This window comes from Streptococcus equinus (assembly GCF_049393735.1).
Classification (GTDB): Bacteria; Bacillota; Bacilli; order Lactobacillales; family Streptococcaceae; genus Streptococcus; species Streptococcus equinus_G.
This window is the reverse complement of record NZ_CP185946.1, coordinates 588,459-609,845: the sequence shown is the minus strand read 5'-3', so window position 1 is coordinate 609,845 and position 21,387 is coordinate 588,459. Positions and strand designations below refer to the sequence as shown.

General features: G+C 37.4%; 20 protein-coding genes and 1 riboswitch. All 20 genes read right to left on the bottom strand.

Features of this window, described 5'->3' with window-relative positions:
* Positions 1-119: 119 nt before the first annotated feature.
* Positions 120-337: riboswitch (FMN riboswitch) on the bottom strand.
* 59 nt (positions 338-396) lie between these two features.
* The 20 genes from ACNTMY_RS03135 to ACNTMY_RS03040 all read right to left on the bottom strand — a co-directional run bounded on the left by ACNTMY_RS03135 (position 397) and on the right by ACNTMY_RS03040 (position 21,382).
* Complete coding sequence (locus ACNTMY_RS03135) at positions 397-954, bottom strand: NAD(P)H-dependent oxidoreductase (protein ID WP_423216612.1); 558 nt, start codon at positions 952-954, stop codon at positions 397-399.
* A 95-nt stretch (positions 955-1,049) separates the two neighbouring features.
* On the bottom strand, positions 1,050-2,180 hold the full coding sequence (locus ACNTMY_RS03130) for an acetylornithine transaminase (RefSeq protein WP_423216611.1): 1,131 nt from the start codon (positions 2,178-2,180) through the stop codon (positions 1,050-1,052).
* 16 nt (positions 2,181-2,196) lie between these two features.
* Positions 2,197-2,931: an acetylglutamate kinase gene (gene argB / locus ACNTMY_RS03125; RefSeq protein WP_423216610.1), complete on the bottom strand. Its 735-nt coding sequence runs from the start codon at positions 2,929-2,931 to the stop codon at positions 2,197-2,199.
* Between the two features lie 12 nt (positions 2,932-2,943).
* Positions 2,944-4,137 carry a bifunctional ornithine acetyltransferase/N-acetylglutamate synthase gene (gene argJ / locus ACNTMY_RS03120; RefSeq protein WP_423216609.1) on the bottom strand — a complete coding sequence of 398 codons (1,194 nt, stop codon included), beginning with the start codon at positions 4,135-4,137 and terminating at the stop codon, positions 2,944-2,946.
* 50 nt (positions 4,138-4,187) lie between these two features.
* Positions 4,188-5,210: an N-acetyl-gamma-glutamyl-phosphate reductase gene (argC, locus tag ACNTMY_RS03115; protein ID WP_423216608.1), complete on the bottom strand. Its 1,023-nt coding sequence runs from the start codon at positions 5,208-5,210 to the stop codon at positions 4,188-4,190.
* A gap of 127 nt (positions 5,211-5,337) precedes the next feature.
* Positions 5,338-6,033: an ABC transporter permease gene (locus tag ACNTMY_RS03110; protein WP_027967967.1), complete on the bottom strand. Its 696-nt coding sequence runs from the start codon at positions 6,031-6,033 to the stop codon at positions 5,338-5,340.
* Positions 6,023-6,856 (bottom strand): ABC transporter ATP-binding protein, encoded by an 834-nt coding sequence (locus ACNTMY_RS03105; RefSeq protein ID WP_423216607.1) that lies wholly within the window; start codon positions 6,854-6,856, stop codon positions 6,023-6,025. Before ACNTMY_RS03105 ends, ACNTMY_RS03110 begins: the two co-directional genes overlap by 11 nt.
* 172 nt (positions 6,857-7,028) lie before the next feature.
* Entirely contained in the window at positions 7,029-8,201 is a 1,173-nt protein-coding gene (locus ACNTMY_RS03100) for a pyridoxal phosphate-dependent aminotransferase (RefSeq protein WP_423216606.1), read from the bottom strand.
* A gap of 12 nt (positions 8,202-8,213) precedes the next feature.
* Positions 8,214-8,996, bottom strand: a complete 783-nt coding sequence (locus tag ACNTMY_RS03095) for a carbon-nitrogen family hydrolase (RefSeq protein ID WP_423216854.1) — start codon at positions 8,994-8,996, stop codon at positions 8,214-8,216.
* A gap of 156 nt (positions 8,997-9,152) precedes the next feature.
* A complete protein-coding gene (locus ACNTMY_RS03090; protein WP_423216605.1) occupies positions 9,153-10,133 on the bottom strand; it encodes a site-2 protease family protein in 981 nt (326 codons plus the stop codon).
* A gap of 286 nt (positions 10,134-10,419) precedes the next feature.
* Complete coding sequence (gene alaS, locus ACNTMY_RS03085) at positions 10,420-13,038, bottom strand: alanine--tRNA ligase (RefSeq protein WP_423216604.1); 2,619 nt, start codon at positions 13,036-13,038, stop codon at positions 10,420-10,422.
* A 349-nt stretch (positions 13,039-13,387) separates the two neighbouring features.
* Positions 13,388-14,449 carry a foldase PrsA gene (locus ACNTMY_RS03080; RefSeq protein WP_423216603.1) on the bottom strand — a complete coding sequence of 354 codons (1,062 nt, stop codon included), beginning with the start codon at positions 14,447-14,449 and terminating at the stop codon, positions 13,388-13,390.
* 68 nt (positions 14,450-14,517) lie between these two features.
* The gene (locus ACNTMY_RS03075; RefSeq protein WP_004230901.1) at positions 14,518-15,219 is read right to left on the bottom strand and encodes an O-methyltransferase; all 702 of its coding nucleotides are present in this window, start codon (positions 15,217-15,219) and stop codon (positions 14,518-14,520) included.
* A gap of 51 nt (positions 15,220-15,270) precedes the next feature.
* Positions 15,271-15,930, bottom strand: a complete 660-nt coding sequence (locus ACNTMY_RS03070) for an HAD-IA family hydrolase (RefSeq protein WP_423216602.1) — start codon at positions 15,928-15,930, stop codon at positions 15,271-15,273.
* Complete coding sequence (locus tag ACNTMY_RS03065; protein WP_423216601.1) at positions 15,887-16,393, bottom strand: GNAT family N-acetyltransferase; 507 nt, start codon at positions 16,391-16,393, stop codon at positions 15,887-15,889. The genes ACNTMY_RS03070 and ACNTMY_RS03065 overlap by 44 nt, the downstream gene beginning before the upstream one ends.
* A 70-nt stretch (positions 16,394-16,463) precedes the next feature.
* On the bottom strand, positions 16,464-18,266 hold the full coding sequence (gene pepF, locus ACNTMY_RS03060) for an oligoendopeptidase F (RefSeq protein ID WP_423216853.1): 1,803 nt from the start codon (positions 18,264-18,266) through the stop codon (positions 16,464-16,466).
* Positions 18,266-19,228 carry a competence protein CoiA gene (locus tag ACNTMY_RS03055; protein WP_423216600.1) on the bottom strand — a complete coding sequence of 321 codons (963 nt, stop codon included), beginning with the start codon at positions 19,226-19,228 and terminating at the stop codon, positions 18,266-18,268. Before ACNTMY_RS03055 ends, pepF begins: the two co-directional genes overlap by 1 nt.
* 49 nt (positions 19,229-19,277) lie before the next feature.
* Positions 19,278-19,994: a pseudouridine synthase gene (locus ACNTMY_RS03050; RefSeq protein ID WP_423216599.1), complete on the bottom strand. Its 717-nt coding sequence runs from the start codon at positions 19,992-19,994 to the stop codon at positions 19,278-19,280.
* Between the two features lie 32 nt (positions 19,995-20,026).
* Entirely contained in the window at positions 20,027-20,731 is a 705-nt protein-coding gene (gene nagB / locus ACNTMY_RS03045; RefSeq protein WP_423216598.1) for a glucosamine-6-phosphate deaminase, read from the bottom strand.
* Positions 20,732-20,866: 135 nt separating this feature from the next.
* Positions 20,867-21,382, bottom strand: a complete 516-nt coding sequence (locus ACNTMY_RS03040) for a VIT1/CCC1 transporter family protein (protein WP_423216597.1) — start codon at positions 21,380-21,382, stop codon at positions 20,867-20,869.
* Between the last annotated feature and the right edge of the window lie 5 nt (positions 21,383-21,387).

Sequence of the window (21,387 nt, the reverse complement as noted above, 5' to 3'; positions counted from 1 at the left end):
AATTTTCTGACACACAAAATATACCAAAAATAAAAATCCCCATAGCATTACACTACGAGGCGATTAAAGACAACTAAAAAAGTAATTCAAAAAGCGAAAGTATGCTTTTTGACACTCTATCAATTCTTCTCCCATCCAGACTATACTGTCGGCTCTGGAATCACACCAGATCAGCTTGCGCTCACGGACTTAGCTCTCTCATTTTTCAAATAAAGTTAATTAGTAATTGCTTCTCCTCACAGACACAACGAAACATCAGCGAGAAATAAAAGCAAGTAACAATCAACGAGACAACAACACCGTCGGTCGGGAATTTCACCCTGCCCCGAAGAAAACTATTCAATTCTTCTTAAGATTATCACGAATTGAAAAAGCTGTCAATTTTTATATTATTTCCTACAAACTTTCAATCATTTCAACCAACTTCTTGGCATGTTCCTGAGATTTTGTAACTACTTCTTGTGCTTTGTCAGCGTCGTTTCGAAGCGAATAAGAAACGCCGTATGTTACGACATGACCTACAAAATTCAGTTGAGTCAATTTCGCTGTTAAACGAATCGGTGCCAAAAGCTCGTCAATCGTTGTGCCTGTTTCTGCGCTATAAGCTGCTTCTCCTGCGCCAGTCGTCAAAGAAGCAATCAAAACTTTATCTTTCAAGGCATTGCCATTTGAACCGTGTGAAAAACCATGCACAAAAACTTTTTCAATCCATTTATTCATCAAAGATGGTGTCATATACCAATAAAGCGGGTACTGAAAAACAATAACGTCAGCTCGACATAATTTTTCCTGCTCAGCTGCCACATTAATCTGATAATCAGGATATAAATTACTCAAAATGTCCAATTCAACCTCTGGATAAAGCTTCTTAATTTCTTTTAAAATCGTTTTATTTGCAAGTGAATCATTTTTCAAATCAGGATGCCCTGAAACAACAAGAACTTTTTTAGCCAATTTTGTCACCTCTTCTATTTTTAGAAAATTCTATACAATTAAATGCAATTTGTCAACTTGAAAAATGGACCTCTCGTTAGAGAAGTCCTTTTTCCTTACGCAAAAACGTCTTTCAAAATTGCAACACCTTGGTCAATTTGTTCTTTTGTCAGAGTCAATGGCGGCAAGAGGCGAATAACATTTGTTCCTGCAGTCAAGACAACAAGACCTTTATCACGCGCCTTCTCAACTAAGTCAGCAAGACTTTCAGTTGTTTCAATACCAATCATGTAACCAAGCCCACGAACTTCAGTTACTTTAGAATTACCCGCTAGAGCTTTCTTCAACTCGGCTTGCAAATAATTACCATTGTCAAGAGCTTGTGGCAAGAAACCGTCAGTCAGCATAATATCGAGTACGCTTGAGGCTGCTGACATGACAAGTTTATTACCACCAAAGGTTGACCCGTGGCTGCCGTAAGAAAAAGCTGAACCAAGTTTTTCTTTTGCAATCATGGCTCCAACTGGCACGCCATTTCCAAGACCTTTTGCCAAAGTAAAAATGTCTGGCTCAATGCCATAATGTTCAAATGAAAAGAGTTTTCCAGTACGTCCCATACCTGTTTGGACTTCATCGACAATAAGCAAAATCCCTGTATTTTGACAAAACTCGCTCAAGGCCGTTACAAAAGTCTTATCTGCTGGGCGAACTCCTGACTCCCCTTGAACCAATTCTAGCATGACCGCTGCAGTGTCTTCAGTCACCAAGGCTTTGACACTATCCAAATCATTATATGTCGCATAGCTAAAATGTGGGACAACATCACCAAAACCAGCCTTAATTTTGTCCTGACCAGTCGCAGACATTGACCCAAAGGTACGACCGTGAAAAGAATTCACAAAAGTGATAATTTCTTGCTTGCCAGTCGCCTTACGAGCAATCTTAATCGCAGCTTCATTAGCTTCCGCACCGCTATTTGCAAAGAAAGCAAGATAATCTTTATCCCCGATTAATTTGCCTGCCACTTCTTCTTGCAAGGAATTGTGGTACAAATTCGGCATGTGCCAAATCTCTTCGGCTTGCTTAAGCAAAGCTGCTTTGACTTGTGGGTGAAAACCAAGATTAGTCACACCAATACCAGATGAAAAATCAAGGTATTTTTTGCCGTCCTGGTCAAAAAGATAATTACCTTCTGCTTTAACAAATTCGATAGCTGCGCGTTTATAATTTTGAAATAGTTTTGTCATTCGTCGCTCCTTTATGTTAGCAGATGATTGAAGTTCCTGTTACAAGATTGTCGCCAATCAATACTTCACCAACACCTGCTAAGACAGTGTTCACTGCTGATTCGATTTTTGGAATCATGCCACCTGTGATAATTCCTTGGTCAATTTTCTCTTGAAATTCTGTCGATGTTAAACTATCAAGCACAGCTCCATTTTCCAAAACGCCTTTAACATCAGTCATTAGGACTAACTTTTCAGCTCCTAAAGCGACAGCTACCGCTGTTGCCAAATAGTCTGCGTTGATGTTTAAAAGTTCGCCATCTTTAGAATAGCCAAGTGATGCAAGAACCGGCAACATGTTGTTATCAAGCATTTGCTCCAAAACAGGTGTCTGAATTTGCGCCACATCACCAACATAACCGTAAGTTCCTTTATCAAGGAAATCTGCTTTGACCACCCTTTTTAGACCTGACAAAAGCTGGATACTATCGACTGACGATTGATTCAACTTTTTAGTCAGATTGTGACCGACCATATTTAAAAGAGCGTAGCTGACTAATCGCATGTCAGATTTATTTGTCACACGAAGGCCATTGATTTTTTTAACAGGAACATGATTGTCTTCCATTAGTCTATTAATAGCAAAGCCACCGCCGTGCACAATCACAAGCTTTTTACCAGATTCTTTCCAAATTTTGACTTGATTAATAAACTGTTGTGTGAGGTTTTGACTAGCAATGCCTCCGATTTTAATCACAATTGTATCTTTCATTATCTCATCCCTTTACGTACGATAAAGAGCATTGATTTTGACATAATCATATGACAAATCGCAACCCCATGCTTTTCCTTGCGCTTCCCCCGCGTGCAAATCAACTGTAATGGTAATCTCATCTTCATGCATGACATCTTGCATTTCTTCTGCTTCAAAATCAACTGGACTTGATTTTAACATCACTGGAACATCTCCAAGGAAAATATCAATATTATCAACTGGTACATCCACACCTGCATAGCCTACAGCTGCTAAAATACGTCCCCAGTTAGGGTCTTCACCAAAAATCGCTGTCTTAACAAGACTTGACCCAACAACACTTTTCGCCATCATGCGCGCATCAAGTGCATTTGGAGCATTTTTGACATTAACTTCAATAAGTTTGCTTGCACCTTCACCGTCTTTTGCAATCATTTTAGCTAATTCTTGCATGACGTAATTAAGCATGCTTGAGAATTTATCAAATTCAGGTGTGTTTGGCAAAATTTCTTCATTCAAAGTGCAACCATTTGACATGACAAGAACCATATCATTCGTTGAAGTATCACCATCAACCGTGATTTGATTGAAAGTCGTTTCAACGTTTTGACTTAATGCAAGTTGCAAGGCTTCACTTGAAATATTAGCATCACAAGTGATAAAAGCTAGCATTGTCGCCATATTTGGGTGAATCATGCCTGAACCTTTGGCAACACCTGCCATGGTCACTTCATCACGACCAAATTTTTCTGTCACTGCAACAGTTTTAACCATGGTATCAGTTGTCAAAATCGCTTTTGAAAAATCATCTGAATTCCCATTAACCACAAGTTTAGAAAGACCTGTTTTTAAAGTATCCATTGGCAATAAATCACCAATGACACCAGTTGATGCAACGCCGACCAAATCAGGTTCGACGCCAAGTTTTTCAGCTGTCCACTTTTGCATAGTGTAGGCATCTTCCATCCCTTGCAAACCCGTACATGAATTAGCAACACCGGAATTGACAACGATAGCTTTCATTTTTTGGGCTTTTTTGACTGACTGACGCGTCACAATCAATGGCGCTGCGATAACTTTATTTGTCGTATAAACTCCCGCTACGCTAGCTGGAACTTCTGAGACAATCCAACCAAAATCAAGTTTTCTTTTCTTAAATCCTGCATGCAAGCCATCAGCTGAAAAACCAAGCGGACTGGCAACATTTCCTTTAATTACTTTCATATCTCATACCTGAAACACTTAAATCTTTTGAGTGCTATTCCCTTTCTAAATTACAAATAATTTGGTGAAATCAATAATCCTTCTGTCTCATCCCAGCCGTTCATCAGATTGAGATTTTGGACAGCTTGACCAGCAGCACCCTTAATCAAATTATCAATAACCGAAACAATCGTTAAAACATTTGTCACCTTGTTGTATAGAAAACCGATGTCTGTAAAATTTGATCCAATCACATTGTGCAACTCTGGCAAATCATCCTGCACACGAACAAACGGTGTGTCCTTGTAAGAATCTTCATAAATGGCAAAGAGATTTGCTGCTGTTAGAGGCTTTTTCAATTTCACGTAAACTGTTGACATGATGCCACGATTAACTGGCAAAAGTGATGTTGAAAATTGAATATGATGAACCTGGTCATTGAAAAGTTTCAACTCTTGTACAATTTCTGGAATATGCTGGTGACAGTTCAATTTATAAGTCACGTAATTGTCATGCACGTTAACGAAATGACTTGATTCAGAAAGAGCCTTGCCCGCACCTGTCAAACCACTTTTGGCATCAACAATGATGGAATCCTCTTCAACAACATCAGCTTTTAGCAGAGGAATCAAAGCTAATTCTGTTGCTGTCGCGTAACAACCTGGGTTTGAAATGAATTTCTTGTCTTTAACATCCGTAAATTCTGCCAAAGAATATGTAAATTTATTCAAAATCTCATCACTAGTTGGTGTTTTTTTATACCATTTTTCATAAAGATAGGCTGGTAAGCGATGGTCGCCCGATAAGTCAATCACAGGAAAGTCTGCTTCAACAAATGGCTCTGCTAATTTGCTAGCTACACCACTTGGTGTCGCAAAGAAAACCAAATCTGATTTGGCCATGATTTTCTCTGCGTCAAACTCTTCGATAACCAAATCACAAACACCAACTAAGTAAGGGTATAGCTCTGACAATCGTCGACCGATTTCCTTAGTAGCGTGAATCGAAGCAATCGTAACTTTTTTATGATTATTCAATAATTTAACTAATTCTAGTCCACTATATCCAGTGATACCAACAATCGACACTCTCATAATATACACCTCTTGAATAAATATGTATTCAATTTTATAGTATATTTATTCATAAGTCAAGCGTTTTTTGCATAAATTATTAAAAAAGTACGAATTTTCATTCGTACTTTCTTTTATATAATTGAGGTTAATCAATTTTTCGATTTTTCTTATAAGCAAAATATAGAGCAATTGAAGTCATGACAATCCAACTAAGCAACACAAAAATAGTTTTATCTGTTAATTGATAATCAGATAATTCTTTGAAATATTTGGCATTTGCTCCAATAAAAGAGTATTCCATAACTGTATTAGCTGATTTAACAAATTCAGAAGAGACGGGTAAAATACTTGCAACAAGCACTAAAGTTAAACTGCAAACAGTCGTTTGGGTTTGATTCTTAGCCAAAAATGCAAATAAAAGATTTAACAAAATAAAGACAAGACTCGTCAAACTGACAACAACTAAAAATTTCCCCCACTCCATGTCTTCAATTTGCATCATAATTGGAATTAAAATACTTGCAACTAAAGAAAAGATAATTGGAAAAATAATAACCGTCGTGATATATTCTCCTTGTTTAACTCCCGATAAAATCAAACTTTTTAAATTTTTCTTTTCCTTTTCTTCTGAAATCATGGTAGAAACAAAGGAACCTGCCGTAAAACTATAAACCAGATTAAGTCCCATTCCAACAAGGAATTTATTAATTTCAGAATTACCAAAAGCAGCAAATATGCCCATGTAAATAACTGGCGAAATAATCGATAAGAGAAATAATTTATTACTCCATATAAACTGCCAACGCAACCAAAGTAAGCTCATAAACCTATTATTCCCCATGCCATTTTTTTCCTGTCAATTTAATAAAAATAGTTTCTAAGTCAGGTTCTGCTGTGTGCATACTGACAACATTGGAATTTAGGTAGCTAGCTACCTCATCTCTTGGAACAACTTTTTCTTCTCCGTTTTTATAAAGAAGATGAACATTGTCATCAACACGATATTTACTGATAATCTCTTCTGGACTACCATATTCCAAAATCTTCCCCTTATTCAATAGCGAAATCTTATCACATAATTTAGTTGCTTCTTGCATGTTATGAGTCGTCAAGAAAATTGAAATGCCTTTAGCCTTTAATTCCAATAATAACTGGTGTACTTTTTGAGATAAGGTTGGATCCATACCAGATGTTGGCTCATCTAAAAAGACAATCTCAGGTTCATGCAAGATTGCACGGATAAGTAAAAGACGTTGACGCATACCTGTTGAGATTTTTTTAGCTTTTTTATTGCGGTCTTCGTATAAATCAAGACGTTTTAATAACTCATCAACTTTAGCCATTGGGACACCATGGAAACGAGCAAAAAATTCTAAATTTTTGTAGACAGTCATGTTTTCATAAAATCCAACCGTATCACTCATGATTCCCATTTTCAAATAATCATCAGGCGTAATTTGCTCTGGATTTTTGCCAAGAATCTCAACTACACCGCTATCTTCTTTTAGTTGATTTGTCAAGATGTTAATCGTCGTTGTTTTTCCTGCCCCAGAAGGACCCAGAAAACCAAAAATCTCCCCCTCAGCTACACTAAATGATACATCATCCAATGCCACCGTACTCTTAAATTTTTTTGATAAATTTTGGACATCTATCCTAAACATAAAGGTCTCCCAACTTTTTAAATATTATTTCCATTCTAGCACAAATTTAGATTAATAAACACAAATGTCGTAAACGGTCGTTTTTTCGTCGTAAACAGTAACTTTAGTGTTTAAAATTTAAAAAATCTCCAAAATAAAAAAATTGGGTTGCACTTACCCAAGTTTTTATTTTTCAAAACACTCCTAACTTCCCAATTCGCTCGACTGCTTCAACTAGGCGTTCTGGTTCGACCAAGAGTCCAATTCTGACGTAGCTGTCACCTTGTTCACCAAATCCCTTTCCCGGTGCGACTGCGACGTGAGCTTCGTTTAAGAGTAAATCAGCGAAGCTTTCACTGTTATAACCTTCTGGCACCGGCATCCAAGCATAAAACGAACCTTTTGACTCAAAGGCGTGCCAGCCGATTTTAGCAGCAGCTTTGACAAAAGCGTGGCGTCGCTCGTCATATTTGTGATTTAGCTCTGCGATTGCCGCTTTAGCGCGCTCATCTAAAAGAGCTACTGCGCCAGCATCTTGGATAGCTGGAAAAATGCTGACAAAAAGATGGTCTTGTAATAAGTTAAGCGCCTCAATCAACTCCGCATTTCCCGCCGCAAAAGCCAAACGCCAACCTGCCATGTTAAAAGTTTTGGAAAATGTATAGAGTTCAACGCCAACTTCTTTTGCACCTGGCGTTGATAGAAAACTTGGATTTTTAAAACCATCCGCTCCCAAAGCACCATAGGCAAAGTCACTGACCACACCAACGTCAAATTTTTTCGCCCAAGCAACTAATTCTTCATAAAATGCTGCCGTTGCCACTGCTCCGGTAGGATTGTTAGGGTAATTGATATAGATAAATTTTGCGCGCTTCGCCACTTCTTCAGGAATCGCTGACAAATCAGGCAAAAAATCATTTTCTGCTTTTAAAGGAAAAGTTTCAAACTCAATTTTTCCAAGAGAAACGCTTGATAAATAATCTGGATAACCAGGGTCAGGCAGCAAAAGCAAATCACCAGGATTCATGGTGGCTACTGGAAATTCTACCAGACCAATCTTTGCACCACCAAGGACACAAATCTCTTTCTCGCTATCAAGGTCTACTTGATAATTGTCCTTATAAAATTGACTTGCTGCCTCTTTAAAATTAGCATTTCCACGAAATTGCGAGTATTTATGCGAAGCAGGATTTTTAGCAGATTCAATCAAGGCATCAACGATGTAATCGTAGGTCGGCTGATCAGGATTTCCCTGTCCAAGATTTATCACATCATAACCTTGTGCCACTTTAGCATTGACCTTAGCGACAAGACTTGCAAAAAATTGTTTTGGCAATGTTTGTAAAATATCTGATTGTGAAAACATCCTAACTCCCCCTTAATGATACAACTCTGGTTTTCGGTCAGCAAAAACAGGAATATGCCCACGAACTTTTTCAACCTCTGATAAGTCAATATCTACCGAAAAAACACCTTCTTGATTATCTGGCGCTTGCAAAATAACATTTCCTAGCGGGTCAATAACCAATGAATGCCCAGAAAAATCGTCTAACGCTCCTTGACCAACACGATTGACAGCCACTACAAAAGCTTGATTTTCAACTGCACGCGCACGCAGCAAAATCTCCCACTGTGGCACACGTTTTTTTGGCCACTCAGCTACGACAAATAAAACCTTACCCCCAGTCGCCATCAAGGTTCTCACCCATTCTGGAAATCGAATATCATAGCAAATGACACTAGCTGCCTTGACACCATCAAGCTCAAAAGTACTTTCACAATGCCCAGCCTGCAAAAAACGATCTTCTCCCATCAAGCCAAAAAGATGAACTTTATCATAATCAGCAATCACCTGACCAGCTCGGTTAAAAACATAAGTAGTATTAAAAAATTGATTTTTCTTTGCTGTCGCGACCGAACCAGCTACCAGATTAACCTGATTTTCTTTGGCAAACTTTCCTAACAAATCTTTCGTTTGCTGACCATCCTTATCAGAAAGCTCAGCCATTTGCTCCAAAGCATAGCCTGTGTTCCACATCTCAGGCAATACAATTACATCAGGTTTATCAAGCATCGCTTTTTCTAACAAAGCAAAAACTTTCCTTGCATTTTTATCTGGCTCCGCTTCGCGAATTGACATCTGAATAAGTGAAATTTTCATCATTTTCTCCATTCTATCTCTAAACTATGGAAATTTTCTGAAATCTTATTTTTTATTATAGCAGCCTGAACTTTCCCCGTAAAATAGTTATTTTAAATAAAGTCAATAGTTAAAAACTATAACAAAAAGCTCACCGTTTGGCGAGCTTTGCTTGCTTTACACTAAAAATTGTTTTTCGGCTTGAACTAAAAGTGACGTTTTATCTCCATATGATGATAAAACATTTTGAAAAGCAGACCTGCTTGCCACTATATTCTGTCCATTTTTCTGATAGAGGCAAGATAGGTATTCTAAACGCTTTTGACTAATTTTATCCAATTTCTTCAAATTAACTTTTTTAAATAAATCGCCTGACATCCTCTTGTACAGCACTACTTCTAAAGTAATCAATAGACTATAGTAGTAATTTTTATTAAAACTATCCGCTGGTATCATCTTAGTTAATTTTTGATAGCTATTTCTAACTTTTCGTATTTTTCCTTCAATAACACAGGCATAAATCAAATATAGCAAACAAGTATTTATCATATAGCTAGGAACTACTTGACATTCTATAGTATCACAAATTTGTGAAACATCATCAAAAGTCATTTCATTATAATCTTGTAACAATTGATTAGACATCTTTTGCCATAAAAGAAATAATTCATCTTTCACTAACAATTTATATATTTTAAAACCATCACTGCATAAGCCAAAAAAATTCACTGGAATTACTGTTGCTACAAACAACAATAAACTAGAATAACCAAATATTGTGAAAAAATCAATTTTAAAAAGCAAGGCAAATGAACCAAATAAGCTGATTAAAGGACCTCCAACCAGCAAGCTTAGTACTGCCTTGCCTGGATAATTTGCTATCTTATAACGATAAATACCACCATAGTACATCCAATCATTATTAAACTGAATATGAAAAACATTTTCAAAATTAAACTTGATAAAACCAACAATAAGGTACAATGGTTTTATACCGTTAACATAACCAGCTAAAAAATGACCTAACTCGTGAGTGACAACCGCCAGCATAATACCGAGATAACCTAGTACAAACGTCTCTCGTGCTGCTGGAAATATTATCATCAACAAAAATAGACCTAAAATTGTTCCACAAGCCGGTGAAAATAGTTTTTTCATTCCTAAATCTCCATTTCCCAAATTCCTGAAAATATACTAATATTTTACCATAAGATTATAAAACTATATCAAAAAGCTCACCGTTTGGTGAGCTTTCATTTATTTTCTTTCTTGCAAGGTTTTAATCAGGCTACTGAGTAGGCTTGCTTCTGCAAAGAGAATGACAATAAGTACCCAATTTACTCTTCCTTGAATGCTATTTAAAATAAGCACGCAAGTTAGAATGACTATAGTTGCACTGATTAGGGCAATTGCAAGTTTTAGAAAGATATTTTTTGATGTCATCTTATAGATTTTCTGCTACTGCTGCAAGAAGGTCAGCGATTTTAGCAGCATCTGAACCACCGGCCATAGCCATGTCTGGTTTACCACCACCACGACCTGATACGATTGGTGCCAAAGCTTTAATCAAGTTACCAGCATGAACATCTTTAGATTTGCTTGCAACAAGGACGTTTACTTTTTCACCAATAGCTGCTGCCAATACAAGAACATCAGAGTAATCTTTTTGTTTCCAGTTATCAGCAAATGTACGAAGAGCTCCAGCGTCAGAAACAGTTACTTGGCTAGCAATGAAGCGAAGACCATTTGCTTCTTTAACATCTTTGAAGACGTCGCCAGCTTGAGCTGCTGCTGCTTTTTCTTTCAATTCAGCATTTTCTTTTTGCAATTTGTGCAATTGTTCTTGCAAGCTTACAACTTTCTTAGTAACTTCTTTAAGTTGAGGTACTTTAAGAGTTTCAGCGATTGCTTTAAGGTCTTCTTCTTCTTGACGGTATGCTTCAAAGGCTTCTTTACCAGTTACAGCAAGGATACGACGAGTTCCTGAACCGATACCTTCTTCTTTAACAATCTTGAAGATTCCGATTTCAGCTGTATTTGAAACGTGTGTACCACCACAAAGTTCGATTGAATAGTCACCGATTGTTACAACACGTACGTTTTTACCATATTTTTCACCGAACAATGCCATAGCGCCCATTGTTTTAGCTGTATCAATATCAGTTTCAACAGTAATAACTGGGATAGCATTCCAGATTTGTTGGTTAACTTCTTCTTCGATTTGACGCAATTCATCTGCAGTAACAGCTTCAAAGTGAGTGAAGTCAAAGCGCAAGAAACCTTCTTCGTTAAGAGAACCAGCTTGAGTAGCATGTTCACCGATAACGTTGTGAAGTGCAGCGTGAAGCAAGTGAGTAGCTGTGTGGTTTTTGATAACACTGTGACGACGTTTGCTATCGATTTCAAGTGTGTATGTTGTACCAACTGACAAGCTTGCAAGAACTTCAACTGTGTGAAGTGCTTGACCGTTTGGTGCTTTTTGAACATCTGTCACACGAGCAACGATGTCACCTTTATCGTTTTTGATAACACCGTGGTCAGCCACTTGTCCACCCATTTCGGCATAGAATGGTGTTTTAGCAAAGACAAGCAAAGCTTGACCTTCTGAAACAGCTTCAGTACGTTCGTTATCAGCGATGATTACTGACAATGTAGAATCAAGAACTTCTTCTTCGTAGCTAAAGACTGATTCTTCAGTGATGTTTGACAATGTTTCATTTTGCATACCCATTGAACCACCCTTAACAACGCTTGCGCGAGCACGTTCTTGTTGTTCTTTCATGGCAGCTTCAAAGCCAGCGTGGTCAATCTTGAATCCTTTGTCTTCAGCCAATTCTTCAGTCAATTCAACTGGGAATCCGTATGTATCATACAATTTGAAGATGTCTTTACCTTCAACAGTGTCTTTACCAGCAGCTTTCAAATCAGCCAACAATTGGTCAAGCATGTTTGATCCAGCATCGATTGTACGTGCAAAAGTTTCTTCTTCACGACGAACGATTTTTTCGATAAATTCACGTTTTTCAAGTACTTCTGGGTAGTATGATTCCATGATTTTACCAACAGTTGGAACCAATTTGTACAAGAATGTTTCGTTGATACCAAGGCGACGACCGTGCATAACAGCGCGACGAAGCAAACGACGAAGAACGTAACCACGACCTTCGTTACCTGGAAGAGCTCCATCACCGATTGCAAATGAAAGTGAACGGATGTGGTCAGCGATGACTTTAAAGCTCATGTTGTCGCCATCTGGATCGTAAGTTTTACCAGATAATTTTTCGATTTCACGAATGATTGGCATGAAGAGGTCAGTTTCAAAGTTTGTTTTAGCCCCTTGCATAACAGCAACCAAACGTTCCAAACCAGCACCAGTATCAATGTTTTTGTGTGGAAGTTCTTTGTATTCTGAACGTGGAACAGCTGGATCAGCGTTAAATTGTGACAATACGATGTTCCAGATTTCGATATAACGGTCATTTTCAATATCTTCAGCAAGAAGTTTGATACCAACGTGATCTGGGTCAAAGTCTTCACCACGGTCAAAGAAGATTTCAGTATCTGGTCCTGAAGGTCCAGCACCAATTTCCCAGAAGTTATCTTCGATTGGAATCAAGTGACTTGGTTCAACACCAAGTGAAATCCAACGGTTGTAAGTATCTTTATCATCTGGGTAATAAGTCATGTAAAGTTTGTCTTTAGGGAAATCAAACCATTCTGGGCTTGTCAAAAGTTCAAATCCCCAAGTGATAGCTTCATCACGGAAGTAATCACCAACTGAGAAGTTACCCAACATTTCAAACATTGTGTGGTGACGTGCAGTCTTACCAACATTTTCAATATCGTTTGTACGAATGGCTTTTTGAGCATTTGTGATACGTGGATTTTCAGGAATTACTGAACCATCGAAATATTTTTTAAGTGTGGCAACACCTGAGTTAATCCAAAGAAGAGTTGGGTCGTTTACAGGAACCAAGTTTGCTGAAGGCTCAACAGAGTGACCTTTTGATTTCCAAAAGTCTAACCACATTTGGCGGACTTGCGCACTAGTTAATTGTTTCATTACATCTTTCCTTTTCTTGTTACTAAGCGATAATCGCTTGCCATAGATTGACATCATTTTTACTACTACAATTTAACAAAAAACGACAAGTTCATCTCATAGAGGGTGACGTTAGCCACGGTACCACCTCTTTTCAATGAACCTGTCATTCTTCATTTATCTGTTAAATTGTTTTTCTTAAATCAACGTTTGTAAACCACGTTACAAACTTACAATCAGAAATCATGAGTAGCACATTTTTAACTTCATCCATGGCTCGCAGCAACCGCCACTTTTCTGAATCTGAATTTTTAAAAACGATTCTCAATCTTTTTAATTGTACTGTATTTTAAGCTTCTGGTCAAGTAGCTTATTCAGCTGAATCTGTAGATGATTCAGTTGTTGATGATTCTTCTGTTGAACTTGATGAGCTTGCTTCAGAAGAAGTTGATGAAGCTTTTGATGATGAAGCTGAAGAACTTGATGATGAGCTTGTTGCATATTGTGAAAGAATGCTTGCAAAGCTGTTATCTTTAATCTTCACGTTAGCTTTATCAAGAGCTTTAGCAATAACTTGATTTTGGAAGTTTGTGTCGTTTTGATATTTAGCCATGATAGCTTTCTTCAAACGTTTTTTGTATGTTTTCCAATCAGAGTTTTTATCTGTTTTCTTAGTTGTTTTAACGATGTAGTAAGTGTATGAATATGTTGAAGAATTCATTACCTTGATAACATCTGAAACTGAACCTTCATCTTGTTTGAATGCAGCATCCATAACATCTGTTGGAAGTTTTGTATCTGCTGAGTCAAATGTGTATTCAGTTTTCTTAGCTGTTGTGTTTTCTTTAGCGATTTTATCAAAATCAGCGCCATCTGCAGTTGCTTGGTCGTGAACTGAGTTAGCTTTGTCTTCGTCGCTCAAAGCAATAACTGTAGCTGTTGTGTCAGGGTTGTAATCTTTGTAAGCTTCTTTGTAGTTTTTAGTTGTCAATTTATCTTTGGCAGCTTCTTTAACAGCATATTCAACTAACATTGAAGTGCGAATTTGTTGTTTGTAAGTATCTGTTGTCAAACCAGCAGCTTGAAGTGCGCTTGAGAATGATGAACCATATGATGAAGCAGTTTTGTTGTAAGCTTCAGTCACTTCTTTGTCTGAAACTTTGCTTCCATATTGGTCTTCAAATACACGTGACAAAATCAAATTCAACATTGTTTGTTGAGAAGATGTTGAACTTTTTGCAGCACTGTAAAAGTCTGATACAGTGATTGTGTTACCTTTCATTGTAACTAGAGCTTTTGTTTCAGAGTTGCTATTTGTAGCAAGGTAAGTGACGCCTGCACCGATAAGAGCTGATGCTACGGCAATAGAAACACCTTTAAAAGCCTTGCTTTGGATCATTTTTGTAAATCCTGATTTTTCTTTGTTGGCCATTGATATTAACTCCTTAATTTGTCTTTAACCCCATTAGTATATCACATTAACTTAAATATTGCTTAATTTTACAGTTCTACGTCTTCTGCGTTTTTTCGAAGCATTAGCAAGCCATCGCTAAGTGGCAACAAGGTTGCTGTCAAGTTTGGATTGTCTAATGTTGAATCGAAAAGATGTTGAAGACCACGGTAAATTGTTCGTTGACCACGACGCACTTCTTCAATAGGTTTGACAATATCTCCACCTTGGAAGACATCATCAAAGACAACGACACCGCCAACTTTTAAGCGTTTTAATACTTCTGGCAAGAAAACGATATATTTTGATTTTGCTGAATCCATGAAAACAAAATCGTACTCATCTTCAAGTGTTGATAATGTATCAACCGCGTCACCTTCAACCAAAGTAATCTGATTGCGTGTGTCGTATTTTGCAAAATTTTCTTTCGCAAAAGCAATCATTTCTGGGTTGCGGTCTAGAGTAGTAATTTTAGCTTCTGGTGCATTTTCTGCCATCAATAATGCTGAAAAACCAATTGCTGTACCGATTTCCAAAATATTTTTGGGTTGCATTGTCTGCATCAAAAATCGGAAATAAGCTACAACTTCGTGCTGAATAATTGGAATATTTTCTTGATGCGCAAAAGCTTCTAATTCAGCTAAAAAGCCATCGTTTTGCTTTTGACGTGTTCGCATGTAACGCAAAATTCCCTCTTTAACAACGGGACGTCGCATATTGTGATTTGCTGTTTTTGAATATGATTTAACCATAACTCTTATTATATAGCAAAATAAAGTCGATGTGAATACTTAGCTTTTCTTTTACGCCTTAAAAAGTGTGATAAGTTCTGATAAGTTTGCTATCTTTTGATTATTTTTTGAATCTGGTTGACCAAGATTGATTGACTTGACACCTGCATTTTCAGCTGCTTCCACATCAATACGACGGTCGCCGACATAATAAGTACTTGCTTTGTCTAAATCATACTTTTCAACAAGATAATCGATCGCTTCTGGCTGTGGTTTACGAGCAAAACCATTTGCTGAAGTTACCACTTCTGTGAAATATTTTCGAACACCTAGTCTTTCTAACACATCATTAGCTGTAATCCCTTTGTGCGTGTAGACAAAATGCTGAATTCCCTTTTGCCACGTTGCCTCAAGCACACAAGCCAAATTCGGCATAGGCTTAATCATATGGTCACGCGCTTCTTGTTCTTTTTTAAAGAAACTTGATAACTCTTCAAAATTCAACTGCTCCTGTGCTGCCACTTGATACAAGAGAGCTTTTACAGATTCTTTGATAATAAAATCCATCACCCACTCTTCATCAAAAGTTAAGCCATAATGCGCATAAGTAACCTTCAGAGCCTCGCCGATTGCCTCATAAGAATCAACCAAAGTTCCATCAAAGTCCCAAATAAATGTTGTCGTCAATCTACCTCTCCAATCTAATCCAATAACGAGCCAATCGATGTCCATCTTCTAATTCAATAATGTTTTCTAAGTCGCCGCCAGCTTTTTCAATGGTTTTTCGACTGGCGATATTATCCTCGCGTGCTGTGATAAGTACAGGACTAATGCCACGTTTAGCATACTGCTCAAGTGCAAAGTTAAGAAGTTTGGTCATGATTCCTTGTCGTCTAAAATTCGGTGCTGTTTGATATCCAATATGCCCTCCAACAGTGGCTAGATTACCTTTTTCCAGCTGCCAACGGCAAGCAATACGCGCAGCAATCTCGTTTTTCACAAATGCATAATAAGTTGTCACTGTTGAATAATTAGGATTAGCAGCTTGTGTTTCTTGTGTTCTGCTATTTTCCACAAATGTTTTAAAATCACCAATCTCACATGTCGTAATAAAGGGATTATCATCATTTTCTAAAGCTGTCTGAAACGCACGAAAGGACGTTTCATCACCAAAATCTATTTTTCTAATTTCCATACTAACACCTGCTAGATTTTTTCTATTATAGCATAAAACGAGGATGGAATTTCCAACCTCGCTTAACCAATTACAAGTGTGCACCTTTTTCTACTAGAGCTTCTAATTCATTCAAGCGCTCTTCAAAAATCTTAAAGGCTGCATCTAAATAATCACTGCTTGTCATGTCCACACCAGCTTTTTCAATAACCTTAAGTGGATAATCAGAATTACCAGCCTTGAGATAGTCAAGGTAACGGTTGATGTCATCTGATGTACCGTGAACTACTTTGTCAGCTAGATAACTTGCTGCCGCAAAACCTGTCGCATATTGATAAACATAGTAATTATAGTAGAAATGCGGAATACGTGCCCATTCGTATTGAATTTCTGGATTATCTTCTTTGCTGAGTCCGTAGTATTTTTCGTTCAAGTCAGCATAGATGCCATTGAGGTATTCACTCGTCAAGACTTCACCATTTTGGTCAGCTTTATGGATAATGTCTTCAAATTCAGCAAATTGTGTTTGACGGAAAACAGTTCCTTTGAATCCGTCCAAGTAGTGATTCAAAATTGCAAAGCGTGCTTTGTCATCATCAACTTCTTTTAGAAGTGTTTCTGTTAAAATGTTTTCATTCGTCGTTGAAGCAATTTCAGCCAAGAAAATGCTGTAATCACCATAAACATATGGTTGATTTTCACGAGTAAATGTAGAGTGAAGACTGTGACCAGTTTCATGTACCAAAGTAAAGAGATTATCAAGTGTATCTTGCCAGTTCAAAAGCATAAAGGCGTTTGTATCATAAGCTCCGCCTGAATAAGCTCCAGAGCGTTTACCTTTGTTGACATGAACGTCAATCCAGCGTTCTGTGAAAGCTCGATGAACACGTTCTGAATAATCTTTACCAAAAACAGCCAAAACCTCTTCTGCTTTTTTCAAGGCTTCCTCGTAAGTAAAACTCATATCCATTTCAGATAAAGGTGTATGAATATCATACATTTTTAAATTATCAAGTTTAAGAACTTTCTTGCGAAGTTCCACATAACGATGAAGCAATGGCAAGTGGGCATTCACACGCTCAATCAAGGTATCATAGACAGATTCAGGAATGAAGTTTGCTGAAAGAGCTGCTTCACGTGCTGATTTGAAATGGTGAACACGAGCATCAAAGTTATGAACTTTTACATTTGTTTGAAGCGTTTTGGCATAAGTATGTTGATATTGTTCATATGTAGCATACATAGCCTCGTAAGCCGCTTTTCGAACGTCACGATTTTTTGATTCCAAAAGACTAATGAAGTTACCGTGTGTTAGTTGAACTTCATTGCCCTCATCATCCAAAACAACAGGAAAGACAATATCAGCATTATCTAAAATTTCGAAAGTCTCTCCAGCTGCACCAAAGATTTCGTGTGCACCTGCTAACAACTCTTCTTCTTTTTGTGACAAAACGTGTTCTTGACGTTTGAAAAGTTTTTCAAAGAAATGAGCATAAGCTGAAAGTGCTGGTGTTTCAGCCACAAACTTGTCGAAATCATCTTGAGACAATTGCATCAATTCTGGTTCATAAAATGCAAAAACTTCGCTGTATTTGGCATAAAGTGTTGTTGCTTTTGCTTCAAATTCTTGGTATTTAGCAACCGTTGTATCTTGGTCATTTTTCATTGACGCATAGACATAAACTTTTTCCAAACGACGTGACAACTCAAGATAGCTTTCAGTAATATCTAGCAAAGACTTACTTGATTCGATCAAGTGTCCTTTAAATTTTTTAGCATCTTCTAAATCTGAATCAAGCTCAGCTAACGCTTCTTCCCAAGCATCATCTGTCGCAAAGACAGTACTCAAATCCCATTTATACTTTTCATCAATATGACTACGATTATCTGACATCATTTTCTCCTTTTCTGGGCATTATTAACCATTCTACCATAATATGCCGGTGGGTAAAGCGTTTGAATTCGTTTTTGACCTTGATTTTGATAATAAGCCTCAAAAGTCTTGTAAAAGGCTGTCAAATCCTGCTCAATCTGACAAAATCCTTCCTTAAATTCAGGTGGTTTCACTTGCGGATAAAATTCCGACAAAGATTGAGTAAGGAGATTTTTTCCCTTTAAATATGCCTCTTCTTGACGTTTTAACCAACGAGAATTTCGAGCGATGAGCTGCTTTTGAATGTAAGAAGTTATCTTTAAATCTTGAGTGACTTGATATGCAGACAATGTTTGTCTTTGGTAAGGAAGTCGTAAAAATGCCATGACATCAGCCGAAAAGGCACACGACTTTGTCAAATAATGAACCTGCCCGTGCAAATCCTCATAAATAAGATAATTAAGCCGTATTTCTGATTTCTTAAAATCTAATTCCCACATGTGAAAGCCCATATTCTGTGAAAAATAAAGAAACTGACGATGTAACGGTGTCAAATGATGACGAAGCCACAATTTCTCACCTAAAAGCCAGAGGACAGAATAGCCTGCATTTTGATATGAAGCCGTCCGTTGTCTGAGTCGTTTTTCTGCTAAACGTGAACACTGCACCTCAAGAGCTAACTTGTCATTCACAAATAAATCTGCCACCTGTCCTAGTTCAGGCAAAATCTTTTCAATAACAACTTCATCTGTTCGTGAAATGCTGCGATACAGCCCCGCTTTTAACCCTAGATGCTCGCTGCTTTCATTTTCACTGTAAAAATCACAATTTTCTAAAGAGACATGAGCAAAATGCGTCCGCATGACCGTACCATTTTTGAGACGAACTGGTGAGTGGCAAGCTGGACAGTAAAACTCTTGACGTTTTGGGATTTCATCTAACAAAGACACTAATTTTCCATTTTCATCAAGTGCAGACAGCATAATGGACCTCCTATTTTACTATTCGAAAAAAATCCTGAAAAACTTTGGATTAATCCAAATAATTTTTCAAGATTTCTTTTTCATTTATAGTTAATTCACGATAGTTTCCTGTTGGCAAATCACCAAGTTCAAATTCACCAAAAGTCATTCGTCTGAGGTAGGTCACCTTGACGCCATATGCTAAAAACATTTTCTTAACCTGATGAAATTTTCCTTCTGCAATCGTGATATAAGCAGAGCTTTTTTCAGAACTTGACTCGATAATCTCGAGTTTCGCAGGTTTACAAACTGTTCCATCATCAAAGGTCACCCCATTTTCAAAAAAAGCTGGCGCATCTTCTGCTAAACGTCCATTAACTTCGACGTAATAAGTCTTTGTGACATGGTATTTTGGATGAAGCATGCGGTAGCCAAGTGGACCGTTATTAGTAATCAGAAGAAGCCCTTCCGTGTCACGGTCTAATCTTCCAACTGGATAGAGTTTTGGCACTCGATCGGATTCTGCAATCAAATCAATCACCGTCTGATGTTCTTTATCGGAAACCGCAGAAACAACACCTGCTGGCTTATTTAAAATGAAATATTTTTCTGTAGACAATGTAACCTGTTTTCCTGAAACAGTTATCTCTTGCAGACTTGGCTCAACGTTCAAGTTGTCTGCCTCAGCTAGCCTGCCATCCACATAAACCTGACGACTTCTGATGAGTTTTTTGACTTGATTTCTTGAACCAAAGCCCGCTTGTCCTAATAATTTATCTAAACGCATGCTCTTATTTTACCATGTTCTGAAACATTTTTTTAGTCTAATTCACTCGCTGCAGCCTCATCAACAATTACTACAACATTGGGATGATTTTGAAGAACGCTTGCTGGCAAATCTTCGCTGATTGGACCATTAATCATTTGATTGATAGCGTCAGCTTTATCCTTGCCATAAGCCATTAAAACAACCATTTTTGATTGCATGATTGAGTGAATTCCCATTGAAATAGCTTGTTTTGGCACTTCTTCCATGCTGTCAAAGAAACGACTATTTGCTTCAATCGTATCCTGCGTTAAATCAACGATATGTGTTGTCATGTCAAATGGAGTCCCCGGCTCGTTAAATCCAATATGACCATTTCGCCCAATTCCTAAAATTTGAAAATCAATTGGATGCTCAGCGATAATTTGATCATAATGCTTAGCTTCTGCTTGCAAGTCTGTAGCTAAACCATTTGGCAAAAAACTTTTTTTGAAAGGTTTGTATTGGAATAGATTTTCCTGCATAAAATGGTGATAACTTTGGTCATTTTCAGCAGCCAAACCAACATATTCATCGAGATTAATACTTGTCATTTCTGAAAAATCAAGCTCGCTATTTGCTAGCTCATTATAAAATGACAAAGGTGTGCTACCGGTCGCAAGACCAAGTGTCTTAATACCATTTTCAATTTCCGCTTTCAACAGTTCAAAAGCTTTTTTTCCACCTTCAACTTGATTATTAACACGAATTACTTTCATAAACACTTCCTCATTCTTACTTTTTGTTTTTTTGGTATATACCACTTATCTAAAATCATTATATGGTATATACCAATTGTTGTCAAGAAAAATGATCTAAAAAAAGCCTGAGAACAAATCTCAGACTTTGATTTTTTATCTAGTTCCAGCTAACTGCCCTAAAAAGTCACCAACATAATAAGCAAACAGCGCAGCAATTAAGCCAATCAGTAGCGTTCTAAAAATTTCTTTGAATTTGCTTTTCTTTGTTATCAAAGCTTTGACAAATCCAAGTAAGGTTAGCGCTAGCGATACTAAAATACAAGCCATCATGAAAGTGTGAACTTTGAAAATACTAAAGACGTTAATCAAAAGATAAGACAAAAGAGGAATCAAACCAAAAAAGATAAATGAAACAAATGTTGCACCTGCATTTTTTATGGCTTTACCCTTAACCACTGATTCTTCAGTCGTCGAGCTCAGATAATCACCAACAGCCATTGAAAAACCGTCAGCTAGTAGATTTGAAAAACCAAGTATAACAATTGGTGTGATACCAAGATTTCCACCGACCGCACCAGCAACAACCGCAAAGGTTGTTACAATACCATCCATACCACCGTAAACAATAGATTTGGCATAATCTCTAATGGCGTAATTACTAAGCTCCATAATGT